The sequence below is a fragment of the Streptomyces sp. NPDC004542 genome, from assembly GCF_040610035.1.
Taxonomy (GTDB): domain Bacteria; phylum Actinomycetota; class Actinomycetes; order Streptomycetales; family Streptomycetaceae; genus Streptomyces.
The window spans coordinates 64739-77961 of sequence record NZ_JBEXLP010000008.1 but is presented as its reverse complement, the minus strand read 5'-3'; the positions used below and the strand labels follow the sequence as shown (position 1 = coordinate 77961).

Genomic DNA, 13223 nt, shown 5'->3' with positions numbered 1-13223 from the left:
GCCCACACCGCCTTGCCCGGCGTGGAGGGCGGCCACGAGGAGGAGACCTTGGCCCGATCGAGACCGCGTGGGCCGCGTTCGTCGGGTTCGCGGCGGTGCAAGGGGAGCACGCCCCCAGGATTGCGTTCATGAAGGACGCGGCTGCCGGGACATCCGTCACACGGGCGAAACGCGTGAGTCCGCTTCCGTGCGGGAACCCGATTTAAGCTTGAAGCACCGAGCAGCCCGGCCACCGTCGCCCGAAGGCGCGCCCAGCCCCGCCCTCGTCCGCACAGGAGCCCAGTGATCCGCGTCCTCCCCGCCCGCCCCGCCCTGCCCCCATGGCTCGCGCACGCCTTCCGTGCCCAGCGCGGACCCGTGCCCTGGAGCGCGGTCACGCGAGGGGCGCTGGCCGCCGGCCCGCTGCTCCTGGCCGCCGTGCTCGCCGACCGCGTCTCCCTGGGCGTCTTCGCCGCCATCGCCGCCATGCTGGCCGGGACCAACGACCGGCCGGGCAGTCGGCGGGCCTCGGTCAAGCGGCTCGGGGTGCCCGCGCTCGCCGGGGCCGTGGGGCTGCTCACCGGGACGTACAGCGGGCAGCACCTCGCGGCCGTCCCGCTGACGCTGCTGCTCACCGGACTCGGCCTGCTCGCGGGCTGTGCGGTCGCCGTCGGACCCGCGGCCAGCGCCGCCGGCTCGCAGCTGCTGGTCGGCGCCGCCATCGGCGCCGGGATGCCGCTGCCCGAGCCGGGGTGGCTGCGGGCCCTCGCCTTCCTCGCCGGAGCCGGATGGCTGCTCGCGCTGCGGCTGGCGCTGCCCACGCCCGGCTCCCTCGCCGGTGACTTCCGCTTCGACGGGGAGCGGGCCGCCGTCGCCGGGGTGTACGACGCGATCGCCGACCTGCTCGACGCCGTGGGGACCGACGACGCCCTGGCCCGCCGGGCCGCGCTGACCGCCGCCCTCGACCATGCGCAGGACGCCCTCGCCGGACCCCGGCTGCGGCGCCACGCCAGCTCCGCGGCCGAGCGCCGGCTGCACGCCCAGTACGCCGCGGCGCTGCCCCTCGCCGAGGCCGCGACCGCCCTCGCCTGGGCCGGGGAGGCCGTGGGCGAGCGGGCCTCGGAGGGGCCCCGGCGGCTCGCCGGGGCCGTACGCGCCAACAGCGGCACCGGGCCGCTGCCCGCACCCCACCGGTCCGCCCCCGCGCTGCGCGCCCTCGACGACGCCCTGCTGCGCGCCGCCGAGACCTTCGACCGGGCCGGGAACGCCCAGCAGCGGCCCCCCACCCGGCGCCGCACCGCGAAGGACCTGCTCCGGGCCGCCCTCGGCAGCGGTGGACGGGAGTACGGCCTCAGGGTCGCCCTGTGTTTCGGCGCCAGCGCGGCCATCGCCCAGGCCCTGCACCACGCCCGCTGGTACGGTCACCAGCACTGGTACTGGCTGCCCGTGACCGCTGTGTGGCTGGTCAAGCCCGACCTCGGGCCGCTGGCCTCCCGGGTGCTGTCCAGGGCCGCCGGAACCGTGCTGGGCGCCCTCGTCTTCGCCGGCCTCGCCGCCGTACTGCCCCGGCCGGAGGGGCTCATCGCGATCGTGACCGTCTGCGGGGCGCTCATCCCCGTCGCCGCCCGGCACTTCGCCGCCCAGACCACCGTCTTCACGCTGCTCGTCCTCGCCCTCGTCATGGTCGCCGGGGAACCGCAGGCTTCCGCCGGCCGGATCGGCGAGACGCTGCTGGCCTGCGCCCTCGTGCTGATCGTCGGGCACCTGCCGATGCCGGGGGCGCGCGGTGGGGGCGTACGGCAGCGGCTCGCGGCGGCCGAACGCGCCGCGCACGCCTATCTCACCCACGTGCTCAGCGAGTCCGGCGACCACGCCGAACGGTGGGTGCTGCGCCGCGAGGCCTACCGCGCCCTCTCCGAGGCCCGCACCGCCATCGCCCTGTCCGCCGCCGAACTGCCCGCCCTCGCCCGCCACACCGAGGGCACGGACAGCGTGGCCGCCGTCCTCGAACGGCTTGTCGACACCACCACGGCGAGTGCCGTGTACCTCGACGACACCGGCCACCTGACCCCGGAACAGACCCGGCTCCTCACCGAACTCGTCGGCGAACTGGAACGGGGGCGCGCCGAAACGGTTCCTCCCAGGGCGGGTTCTCTTTCTTCGCAGTAGCGGGTCCCGTTCTTCATAGGGTGGGTCCCATGGACCCTGCCGACGGCCTCATCGACCAGCCCTACGACGTCTACCGGCGCCTGCGCGAGGACGCGCCCGTGCACCGCATCACCGGACCCGACGGGACGCCGGCCTGGCTGGTGACGCGGTACGAGGACGTGCGCGAGGCCCTCGCCGACCCCCGGCTGTCGCTCGACAAGAAGCACGCCACGGCAGGCACGTACAAGGGGTTCGCCCTGCCGCCCGCCCTCGACGCCAACCTCCTCAACATGGACCCGCCCGACCACACCCGCATCCGGCACCTGGTCGGCAGGGCCTTCACACCGCGCCGCGTCCAGGATCTGCGCGGGCCCATCCGGCGCACCGCCGACGAACTCCTCGCCGCGCTCGGCCCGCACGGCACCACCGACCTGGTCGCCTCCTACGCCGCCCCACTCCCCATCACCGTCATCTGCGACCTTCTGGGCATCCCCGAGCACCACCGTTTCGACTTCCGGATCTGGACCGACGCCCTCCTCGCCCCCGACCCCGCACGTCCGGACGCGGGACGGGAGGCGGTGGTCGCCATGCTCGGCTTCTTCACCCGCCTCCTGGCCGACAAGCGCCGGGAGCCCGCCGACGACCTGCTCTCCGACCTGATCGCCGTGCGCGACGAGGGCGACCGGCTGAGCGAGGACGAACTGATGTCCCTCGCCTTCCTCATCCTGATCGCCGGATACGAGAACACGGTGCAGCTCATCGGCAACGCCGTGCTCGCCCTGCTGAGCCACCCCGGCCAGCTGGCCGCCCTGCGCGAGGAGCCCGCGCTGCTCCCGGCGGCCGTGGAGGAGGCCGCCCGCTACGAGGGGCCGGCCCTGCTCGGCATCCGGCGTTTCCCGGTCGAGGACGTCACCATCGGCGGGGTCACCGTGCCCGCCGGGGAGACGGTCTGGGTGTCGCTGTCCGCCGCCAACCGCGACCCCGCCCGCTTCCCCGGCCCGGACCGCCTGGACCTCACCCGCGACACCGGCGGTCACCTCGCTCTCGGCCACGGCATCCACTACTGCCTGGGCGCCCCACTGGCCCGCGCCGAGACCGAGATCGCGCTGGCCGCGCTGCTGGAGCGGTTCCCGGACCTCGCGCTCGCCGAGGGCACCTTGCGCTGGCGGCCCTCCCTGCGGGCCCGGGGGCTGGTCACGCTTCCGGTGACCTATGCGATCCGTGCCGAACCGGACACGATCGGTGCTCCTGGTGCCGCACAGTGCACGGACTCTCACCTACCGCGGTGAAAGCGTGCCAACAATGTCTCAGTCCGGTCACCGAGCGAGGCCTTTCCCCTTTCCAGGGCGTTGACTCCAACAAAGTTCGACGCTCTCTGGAGGTGCGAGATGGTGAACGGGCGAACGGTGCTCGAACGCTTTCCCGCGGGCGGGCCGCGGGGATCGTGGCCGGCCGAGGAGTTCGCGCACGCGCGGCGCCTCGAAGGGCTGCCCGCCGAGGTCGTGATGGATCTCGCGACCGACACGTTCCTGGTGATCGTCCGGGGTGCCGACGGCGTCGAGTGAGCGGGTTCAGCCCGCCTTCGGGGCGGGCAGCCCGCCCGTGAACTGTTCGGCCTGGAGCGCGTACAGCTCCGCGTAGAGGCCGCCGGTGGCCAGCAGTTCCTCCGGGCTGCCGGACTCCACGACCCGGCCCTGGCCGAGGACGTGCACCAGGTCCGCGTGGCGCACCGACGCCAGCCGGTGGGTGATCAGCACGACGGTCTGGCCGCTGCCCGCCAGCGCGCGGATCCGCTCGAAGACCTCCAGCTCGGCCCGGGCGTCCAGGGCCGCGGTCGGCTCGTCCACGATCAGGATGCGGCCGCGCCGGTACGCGGCCCTGGCGATGCCCAGGCGCTGCCACTGACCGCCGGAGAGCTGGTGCCCCCCGCTGAAGTTGCGGGCCAGCAGGGTGTCCAGGCCGCGCGGCAGATCGGCGACCACCTCCTGCGCGCCGGCCTCCTCGATCGCGTCGGCCAGGTCTTCCTCGGTGAGGGGCGCGGAGGAACGGCCGACGGCGACGTTGACCCGGGCGGTGAACGGCCAGCGCTTGAAGTCCTGCGCCACCATCGCGATCCGCTCGGCCAGCTGGTGCCGGTCGGCCCCCGCCGCGTCGACGCCGTCCCACAGGATCCGGCCCCGGTCCGGCCGGTACAGGCCCGCGAGCAGCTTGACCAGGGTCGTCTTGCCCGAGCCGTTCTCACCCACCAGCGCCACGATCCGGCCCAGCGGGAAGGTGAGCGTGACGTCGTCCAGGGCGGGACGGCTGGACTCACCCGGGTAGCTGAAGGTGACGTTCTCGAAGCGGATCTCGCGCGGGTCCTCGGGCAGGGCCTCGCCGCCGACCGGGACGGCGCGCTCGGCCGCCTCGGCGTACAACCGCTGGAGATCGCTCACGAACAGGGCCTCCTCATGCAGCGTGTTGATCTCCAGCACCAGCGTGTCGAGGCTCGCCGAGCCGGTGCGGATCGCGATCACCGCGGTGCCCGCCACGGACAGCGCCATCGCACCGGACAGCAGCAGCGCACCGAGCGTCGCGTACGTCGCCACCGTCGCCAGGCCCGTCCAGGCCGCCGCGATCAGCCCCGTACGGGCCGCCAGCCGGGCCAGCCGTTCCTGCTCCGCCTCCGCGTTCTCCGACATCGCCCGGAAGTGCCGCAGCAGGAACGGCCCGACGCCGTGCACGCGGATCTCCGGGGCTGCCTCCGGTTCGGTGAGCAGATTGCTGATCAGGTGCCCGGCGCGGGCGTGCTGCACCCAGGTGTGGAAGGACTCGTAGCGGCGCCGGGCGTTGGTCAGCGCGCCCCAGGCGCTCGGCAGGGTCATCGTGATCAGCAGCGGGAGCAGCGCCGGGTGCAGCACGGTCAGCACGCCGGCCGCCGCGATCAGCGAGATCAGCGCGTTGATCACCCGTGTGCCGTACATGATCATGCGTCGCGCCGACGACGCCCCGTACTGCGCGGTGTCGAGCAGCTTGTGGAAGGCGTGGTCCTCGATCGCGGACAGTTCCACGGCCGCGGCCCGCTCCAGGTACCGCTCGGTGGCCACCCGCTCGACCTTGGGCTCCAGCCGGCCGGTCGCCCATGTCGACGCGGCGCCCAGCAGCGTGGCGACCAGCGCCACCGCGGCCATGGCGATCAGGGCGGGGGCGGCGCCGCGCAGCCGCTCCTCCAGGGAACCGCCGCCGATCAGCCGGCCCAGCACGCTGTTCACCGCCAGCAGGCTCACCGCCTGGGCCAGACCCCGGCCCGCCTCCGCGGCCAGCACGGTCCGGGCGGCGCCCCGGTCGGCCTCCCGGGCCAGCCGGAAGCTGGATGTGAGCATGCCGGGCAGCCGGGTCACCATCGCCCGGAAGTCCAGCTCCAGGAAGGCGTCCGTGTGCTGGTTCCACCCCATGTCGTAGCGCAACGGTCCGCCGAACAGCAGCCGCTCCGAATCGGACACCTCGGGCCCCGCCGAGTCGTGCCTCTTGCCCACCGTCAACCTCCCCCGGGTCATGACCGACGGCCACTATCCCGGGCGCGAACGCCGCGGGGCAGGGCGCGAGCCACATCACCTCAGGCGCGCGGGGCGTACACCGGGGGCTTCGCCACCGCTCACCACAGCTGGGGCGCAGCTCCCGGAGGACGGCACGGGCGCGGGCGTATCCCCGGACCGATCGCACCGCCCGAGCCCGAGCCCGACTCCCGCACTCCGCGGAGCGCTACGCGCTGATGGGGCGCGACCAGTCCGGAGTGGTCCCGGTGACCCGGCACAGCGCGAGGTACAGCGGGATCGGCGGGGTGTACGGAATCGTGCCCTCCGGCCGGTGGATGAGGCGGGCGGTCCGGGGGACCGGGGCGCCGGGGGCGTAATGGGCGGGAACCGGCCACGACAGGGCGTAGTCGGAGTCCGACGGGACGATCCACCACCAGTGCGCGCCGTCGGTGTACACGCACCCCACGCGCGGCAGCCGGGGCACGATCACCGGTCCGAAGCGGGCGGGGACGGCCACCGCGTCGCAGCCCAGCGGGGCCGTCATGCCTTCGGGGAGGGCCGAGGCCGTGGTGCCCCCCGGGGTCCAGGCGCGCCCCGAGGGGCCCTGCTCACGCCGGATGCGCACCAGAGTGTCGAGGCCCATGGCCCGGCCGGGGCGCGGACCGCCGGTCACGGCCTCCCCCACGTCCGGTCCCGCTCGTGCGGGATCCTTCCCAGGGCGTCGGCGCCGTGCCGGGCCTTCGCCTGCTCGTCCTCGCCCGGACCGCGCCCCGAGTCGTGGCCGCCCGTGCCGTGGCCCGTGCCGTGCGGTGCGGCCGGCTTGGAGCGGGCGCCCCAGCCGAGGTCGTTGCACGGTTCACCGGCGCCGTCGTCCGGTGTGTCGCCGCTGTGCGGCAACTCGGCCCAGACCAGCAGTCCGGGCCCGAGCTCCTGCGCACCCCACGCCCGGCACAGGGCGTCGACGAGAAGCAATCCCCTCCCGTGCTCCTCGTCGGGCCGCTGCGGCGACGGATGCGGCTCACCTGGGGCACAGCCCTCGTCCTGCACGGCTATGCGCACGGTGCCGTCGCGGTCGTGCAGTTCGCACACGACACGGCTGCTCGCCGTGTGCACGATCGCGTTGGTGACCAGCTCGGTCACCACCAGAGCCGCGGTGTCACAGGTGTCCGCGCAGACCTGCCAGCCGGTCAGCCGGGCACGCGTCAGACGTCTCGCCTGTGCGGGCGAACCCGGATGTGCGGCCAACTCGAAGCGGAACCGGCGCCCGGCAGTGCCCCCACCTGGGGCGACTCCCGTGGCGGCACCGAGACCGAATCGGCCTGCGGCGGCGTCTGTTCCTAAGGGCGCGGACGGAATCACGCTTGCCACTATCGTCCTGCCGTGAACACTTGGCAAGAGTCACTCTGAAAATTACAGAGTGCTGTGTGACTCGGTCGGACGCCGTGGCACACTGCTCGCAACAGCACGTTGAGCGGCGCCAGTTGGGATCGACGAGGATTCATACGATCTTCGAACGTGATTTCGAATGGCGCCGTAGGTCTGTCGGCTTTTGTTCGCGAACAGGTGCGTTGAGGCGCCTTGAAGCGCGTTGCGGCGTGTTGGGGTGCATTGCGGCGTGTTGAGGTGCGTCTCAGGCGTGTCGAGGCGTGTTGCGGCGCGTTGAGTGGTGTTGAGCCGTCATTCGTCCGTGGAGGTGGGAGCGTGAGCGAGCCGCGGTCCGCGCCGACGGTCGGTCAGGTGGTCCTCGGTCGACGCCTGCTGGACCTGAGGGAACGCGCCGGGCTCAAGCGGGAGGAGGCCGCCCGGATCCTCCGCGTCGCCCCCGCCACCGTCCGCCGTATGGAGATGGCCGAGGTCGGCCTCAAGATCCCGTACCTCCAACTCCTCCTCAAGGCCTACGGAGTCGGCGACGAAGAGGCCGAGGTGTTCGTCCAGCTGGCCGAGGAGGCCAACAGGCCCGGCTGGTGGCAGCGGTTCCACGACATCCTGCCTGGCTGGTTCTCGATGTACGTCAGCCTCGAGGGCGCGGCAAGTCTCATCCGGTCGTACGAACCGCACTTCGTGCCCGGCCTGCTGCAGACCGAGGACTACGCACGCGGGGTCCTGAAGGCGGGCGCCGTCGGCCAGACCCGGCCCGAGGACATCGAGCGGCACGTCGCGCTGCGCATGCAACGCCAGCAACTGCTCACCCGTTCCGACGCGCCCCGGTTCTGGGCCGTCATGGACGAGACCGCCCTGCGCCGCCCGGTCGGCGGCCCGGAGGTGATGCGCGCGCAGCTCGACAGGCTGATCGAAGTCACGAAGCTGCCCAACGTGACCCTCCAGGTCGCCTCGTTCGCGAGCGGACCGCATCCCGGCACGTACGGGCCTTTCGTGCTGTTCCGATTCGCCATGCCCGAACTGCCGGACATGGTCTACAGCGAGTACCTGACCGGCGCGGTCTACCTGGACGCGCGCGCCGAGGTGGCGACCCACCTCGAGGTCATGGACCGCATGGCGGCGCAGGCCGCTACGGCACAACGCACGAAGGAGATCCTCCGGGATCTCCGCAAGGAGTTCTGAATGGATCGCATGAAGCCGCGCAGTCGCGTCTACAACGGCATGCCCGCGCGGGAGTTGGGCAGCGAGGGGTGGCACAAGCCCTGGAGCGGCGGCAACGGCGGGAACTGCCTGGAGGCGATGAAGCTCGCCGACGGCCGGATCGCCGTACGCCAGTCGACCGACCCGGACGGTCCGGCGCTGATATACACCACGGACGAGATGACCGCCTTCATCGAGGGCGCCAAGGCGGGGGAGGCCGACTTCCTGCTCTCCTGAGCCGCCTCGTGCGACCGCCTGTTGACTATGTCTCTTGCTGAACATCCCCCTTCGGGTAATGACTTGAACACCTTACGGAGTGCCTCATGACCGGGCAGGACCCCACGGACCCCGTCCAGATCGACACCAGCAGGCCACACCCCGCTCGCATGTACGACTGGTACCTCGGCGGCAAGGACAACTACCCCGTCGACGAGGAGATGGGCCGGCAGATGCTGGCCCTCGACCCCCGGGTGCCGGTGATGGCCCGGGTCAACCGCGCGTTCATGCACCGCGCCACGCGGTGGCTGGCCGGGCAGGGCGTACGGCAGTTCCTGGACATCGGCACCGGCATCCCGACCGAGCCGAACCTGCACCAGATAGCCCAGCAGGTGGCACCGGACTCGCGGATCGTCTACTGCGACAACGACCCGATCGTGCTGGCCCACGCGGCGGCCCTGCTGCGCGGCACGCCGGAGGGCGCCACCGAGTACCTTCAGGCCGACGTGCGCGAGCCGGCCGCCATCATCGAGGGCGCGAAGCGGGTCCTGGACCTCGACCGTCCCGTCGCCCTCTCGCTCGTCGCCCTGCTGCACTTCGTCTCCGACGAGGACGGCGCGCACGAGCTCGTCGACCGGCTGCTGTCCGAACTGCCGTCCGGCAGCTACCTGACGATGACCCACGCCACCGCCGACTTCACCCCGGAGGAGGCCGCGGCGGCCACCGAGAAGCTCAAGGCGGCGGGCGTGACGCTGGCGCTGCGCTCCCGCGAGGAGTTCACCCGCTTCTTCGACGGCCTCGAACTGGTCGATCCCGGTGTCGAGATCGTCCACAAGTGGCACCCCGAGCTGGGCGACCCGGTTCCCGGGCAGGACGACGGGGTGATCCCGGGGTACGGGGCGGTCGCCCGCAAGGCGTAGCTGCGCGGCCCCGCTTCACCGGCCTTGGCCCTGGCCTCGGCGCCTGCATCGGTCCTGGCTCCAGTCCGGCCTCGGCCTCGCTCACGGCGGCGGCAGTACGGCGCACAGCGCGTCCACTGCCGCCGCGTACGCGTGTTCCGGCGGCGTCGCGTAGCCCACGACGAGGCCGTCCCGGGCGGCCATGTCCGTCTCCGGGTGCCGGAAGGCGCCGAGGCCGTCGAGGGCCACGCCGTGCCAGGCGGCGGACTTGACGGCGGACGGCTCGGTGCCGGGCGGGAGCCGGAGCACCGCGTGCAGCCCGGCCGCGACGCCGGTGACCTCGATGTGCGGGGCGTGCGCGGCGAGGGCCGCCACGAGCCGGTCCCTGCGGCGCCGGTAGCGCTGCCGCATGCGCCGCACATGACGGTCGTACGACCCCGCCGCAATGAAATCGGCCAGCGCCAGCTGCTCCGGCACGCTAGCCCACGCCTCGCGCTCGCCTTTGGCGGCCGGCACGGCGTCGGCGAACCGCTCCGGCAGGACCATCCATCCGAGGCGCAGCGCGGGCGACAGGCTCTTGCTGACCGAGCCGATGTGGATCACTCGCTCGGGATCGAGACCCTGGAGCGCGCCGACCGGCTTGCGGTCGTACCGGAACTCGCCGTCGTAGTCGTCCTCCACGACCACCCCGCCACGCGCGCGTGCCCAGTCGACCACGGCGGCGCGGCGCTCCGCGTGCAGCGGGCCGCCGGTGGGGAACTGGTGTGCGGGCGTGAGCAGCACGGCCCGTTCGCGCCCCAGCCGGTCCACCCGCGCGCCGCGTTCGTCGAGGGGGAGCGGGACGGTCCGCGCACCGGCCGCGGTGAGCACCTGCCGGTGGAAGTCCAGGCCGTACGCCTCCACCGCCAGCGGACCGCGCAGCACACCGCCGCCGGTCAGCCCCTGGCCGAAGAGGAGCCGGAGCGCGTGCGCGAAGCCGGAGCAGATCACGATCCGGCCCGGCTCGGTGCGCACCCCCCGCGCGCGTGCCAGGTACTCCGTGAGCGCCTCCCGCAGTTCCGGCCGCCCCGCGGGGTCGCCCGGCCCGAACGCCTCGCCGGGAGCGGCCTGGAGGGCCCGCCGGTACGACGCGCTCCAGGCCGCCCGGGGGAACGCGGACGTGTCGGGAGTGCCCTGCCGCAGGTCGTGCCGGGGGCCACGCGCGCGTGCGGGTGCCTTCTTCGGCGTCCGTACGGCCGGCCGCAGCGGCTCGGCCCGGTCGGCGACACGGGTGCCCGAGCCCTGGCGGGCGGTCAGCCAGCCCTCGGCGACGAGTTCCGCGTACGCGTCGGCCACCGTGTTGCGGGCGACACCCAGGTCGGCCGCGAGCGAGCGGTACGGCGGCAGCCGGGTGCCCGGAGCCAGCCTGCCGCCGCGCACGGCCTCGCGCAGCGCCCGGATCAGCGCGGCCCGCCGCCCGCCCGGACCGGACAGTTCCACCTGAAGGTCCACGTACAGGTCCGAGCCCCGTCGGGCCGCCGGATCGACCCACGATTCCGCCATGGGAATGCACCCTACAACCGGTCTTTACGGCCCGTAGGTTGAAGAACATGACGACGGACACCACAGCACCCGCCCCGACCGGCTCCCTGACCGGCGTCCCGGCCGACGGCCCGGCGGCCGCCGGGACCGGACGCATCCGCCTCGACTTCGCCAAGTCCGCGCCGAAGGTCTTCCGCGCCCTCGTCGGCTTCGACGCCGCCGCCCGCGAAGGCCTCGACCCCGCCCTGGTCGAGCTGGTCCAGATCCGCAGCTCGCACCTCAACCACTGCGCCTACTGCCTGCACATGCACACCAACGACGCCCGCAAGGCGGGCGAGTGCGAGGATCGGCTGCACATGGTCGCCGTGTGGCGCGAGGCCCGCCACTTCTTCTCCGAGAAGGAGCAGGCCGCGCTCGCCCTCACGGAGGCGGTCACCCTGGTCGCCGACGGCGGCGTCCCCGACGACGTCTACGCACAGGCGGCGGCCCACTTCGACCAGACCGAACTGGCCAACCTGCTCGCCCTGATCTTCGCGATCAACACCTGGAACCGGCTGGCCCTGTCGACGGCCAAGGTGGCGGGCACGGACGAGCGACGCCGCTGACCCGGGGCACCGCTGACCCGCTGACCCGGGGACCCGGGGTTCTGGGGTTCTGGGGTTCTGGGGATTAGGGGCAGCGGGCCGGGGTCACACCGCCATGGGCCGGTCGTAGGGCGATATCGGCGCCGGCAGCCGCGAACTGCCCGTCAGATGACGGTCGACGGCCGCCGCCACCGCCCGCCCCTCCGCGATCGCCCACACGATGAGCGACTGCCCGCGCGCGGCGTCCCCGGCGGCGAACACGCCGGGGACGTTGGTGGCGAAGCCGGCGTCCCGGGCGATCGTGCCGCGCGGCTCCAGCGCCAGCCCCAACTGGTCGGCCAGGCCGTCTCCGCGGTCGGGTCCCGAGAAACCGAGGGCCAGCAGGACGAGATCCGCGGGGATGTCCCGCCCGGTGCCGGGCAGCGGGCGACGCAGCGCGTCCACCTCGACCAGGTGCAGCGACCGCACGTGCCCGTCCGCGTCACCGGTGAAATGCAGAGTCGACGCGGCGAACAGCCGCGCGTCGGCGTCCGCGGCCGGCGCGGTCTCCAGGTCGCGCGCCTCCTCGTGCGCGGCCGACAGCCGGTAGATCTTCGGATAGGTCGGCCAGGGCTCGGTGTCCTCGTCGCGTTCGGCACCCGGCTGGGCGTAGATGTCCAGCTGGGTGACGGACGCCGCCCTTTCCCGCACCGCCGTGCCGAGGCAGTCGGCGCCCGTGTCACCGCCGCCCACGATGACGACGTGCTTCCCGGCGGCCGACAGCGGCGACACCTCCAGGTCGCCCTCGCACACCCGGTCGGCCAGCGGCAGGTACTCCATCGCCTGGTGTATCCCGGCCAACTCTCTTCCCGGGACGTCCAGTTCCCGCCAGGCCGTGGCTCCCGTGGCGATGACGACGGCGTCGTACCGTGCGCGCAGCTCGGCCGCGTCGACGTCCCGTCCCACCGTCGTCGACGTGCGGAACTTGGTGCCCTCGGCGCGCATCTGCTCCAGCCGCCGCTCCAGATGCCGCCGCTCCATCTTGAACGCGGGGATGCCGTAGCGCATCAGCCCGCCGATCCGGTCGTTCCTCTCGTACACCGCGACGGTGTGCCCGGCCCGCGTGAGCTGCTGGGCCGCGGCCAGCCCGGTCGGGCCCGAACCGATCACCGCGACGGTCCGCCCGGACAGCCGTTCCGGAGGCCGTGGCGGCGCGAAACCCTCCGCCCAGGCCCGGTCGGCGATCGCGCACTCGACGTTCTTGATGGTGACGGCCGGCTGGTTGATGGCGAGCACACATCCCGCCTCGCACGGCGCCGGACACAGCCGCCCGGTGAATTCGGGGAAGTTGTTCGTGGCGTGCAACCGGTCGCTCGCCGCCCGCCAGTCCTCGCGCGAGACCAGGTCGTTCCACTCGGGGATCAGATTCCCCAGCGGGCAGGCGTCGTGGCAGAAGGGGACACCGCAGTCCATGCAGCGGTCGGCCTGCTTGCTGATGATGGGCAGCAGGGCTCCCGGGACGTACACCTCGTCCCAGTCCTGTACGCGCTCGGCCACCGGCCTGCGTGGCCACTCCTGGCGGGGCGTGTTCATGAAACCCTTGGGATCGGCCATGGCCGTCTTCCTCGCTCGGGCGTAGAACGGGGCCGTACGTCATCGGTCGGCACACTCTTCCGGTCACTTTACGTCGCCTCCGCCCCCTCCGCAGAGGGGTGGACAGCGCTTTCCGCAGGGGGTTCTCACAGGCGTCGGCGGTGTGCCGCTCAGGCGCGCTCAGGCAGGGGCCGGATCCGCCGGGGAAT

Annotated in this window: 12 protein-coding genes; 7 read left to right on the top strand and 5 right to left on the bottom strand. The window is 73.3% G+C overall.

What is annotated here, in order from left to right:
- The first annotated feature begins 282 nt into the window (after positions 1–282).
- The 3 genes from ABZX30_RS07530 (at position 283) to ABZX30_RS07520 (ending at position 3692) form a co-directional block, all read left to right on the top strand.
- Complete coding sequence (locus tag ABZX30_RS07530) at positions 283–2148, top strand: FUSC family protein (RefSeq protein WP_355930049.1); 1866 nt, start codon at positions 283–285, stop codon at positions 2146–2148.
- 29 nt (positions 2149–2177) lie between these two features.
- Positions 2178–3416 (top strand): cytochrome P450, encoded by a 1239-nt coding sequence (locus tag ABZX30_RS07525; RefSeq protein ID WP_355930046.1) that lies wholly within the window; start codon positions 2178–2180, stop codon positions 3414–3416.
- Between the two features lie 99 nt (positions 3417–3515).
- Complete coding sequence (locus tag ABZX30_RS07520; RefSeq protein WP_355930044.1) at positions 3516–3692, top strand: hypothetical protein; 177 nt, start codon at positions 3516–3518, stop codon at positions 3690–3692.
- Between the two features lie 6 nt (positions 3693–3698).
- Here ABZX30_RS07520 and ABZX30_RS07515 read toward each other — a convergent pair whose 3' ends face one another.
- From ABZX30_RS07515 to ABZX30_RS07505, 3 genes are all read right to left on the bottom strand, one after another.
- Positions 3699–5561 (bottom strand): ABC transporter ATP-binding protein, encoded by a 1863-nt coding sequence (locus ABZX30_RS07515; RefSeq protein ID WP_355930191.1) that lies wholly within the window; start codon positions 5559–5561, stop codon positions 3699–3701.
- A gap of 307 nt (positions 5562–5868) precedes the next feature.
- Complete coding sequence (locus ABZX30_RS07510) at positions 5869–6315, bottom strand: hypothetical protein (RefSeq protein WP_355930041.1); 447 nt, start codon at positions 6313–6315, stop codon at positions 5869–5871.
- Positions 6312–7037, bottom strand: coding sequence for an ATP-binding protein (locus ABZX30_RS07505; protein WP_355930039.1), 726 nt, complete (start codon positions 7035–7037; stop codon positions 6312–6314). Before ABZX30_RS07505 ends, ABZX30_RS07510 begins: the two co-directional genes overlap by 4 nt.
- A 306-nt stretch (positions 7038–7343) precedes the next feature.
- On the opposite strand from ABZX30_RS07505, the gene ABZX30_RS07500 reads away from it, so the two are divergent.
- The 3 genes from ABZX30_RS07500 (at position 7344) to ABZX30_RS07490 (ending at position 9358) form a co-directional block, all read left to right on the top strand.
- Complete coding sequence (locus tag ABZX30_RS07500) at positions 7344–8204, top strand: helix-turn-helix transcriptional regulator (RefSeq protein ID WP_355930036.1); 861 nt, start codon at positions 7344–7346, stop codon at positions 8202–8204.
- The gene (locus ABZX30_RS07495; protein WP_355930033.1) at positions 8205–8459 is read left to right on the top strand and encodes a DUF397 domain-containing protein; all 255 of its coding nucleotides are present in this window, start codon (positions 8205–8207) and stop codon (positions 8457–8459) included.
- Between the two features lie 86 nt (positions 8460–8545).
- Complete coding sequence (locus ABZX30_RS07490) at positions 8546–9358, top strand: SAM-dependent methyltransferase (RefSeq protein ID WP_355930030.1); 813 nt, start codon at positions 8546–8548, stop codon at positions 9356–9358.
- 81 nt (positions 9359–9439) lie between these two features.
- Here ABZX30_RS07490 and ABZX30_RS07485 read toward each other — a convergent pair whose 3' ends face one another.
- Positions 9440–10879 (bottom strand): PLP-dependent aminotransferase family protein, encoded by a 1440-nt coding sequence (locus ABZX30_RS07485; protein WP_355930029.1) that lies wholly within the window; start codon positions 10877–10879, stop codon positions 9440–9442.
- Positions 10880–10926: 47 nt separating this feature from the next.
- Between ABZX30_RS07485 and ABZX30_RS07480 the strand changes: the two genes are divergently transcribed.
- A complete protein-coding gene (locus tag ABZX30_RS07480; RefSeq protein WP_355930027.1) occupies positions 10927–11463 on the top strand; it encodes a carboxymuconolactone decarboxylase family protein in 537 nt (178 codons plus the stop codon).
- Positions 11464–11547: 84 nt separating this feature from the next.
- Here ABZX30_RS07480 and ABZX30_RS07475 read toward each other — a convergent pair whose 3' ends face one another.
- Positions 11548–13035, bottom strand: a complete 1488-nt coding sequence (locus ABZX30_RS07475; RefSeq protein WP_355930025.1) for a glutamate synthase subunit beta — start codon at positions 13033–13035, stop codon at positions 11548–11550.
- Between the last annotated feature and the right edge of the window lie 188 nt (positions 13036–13223).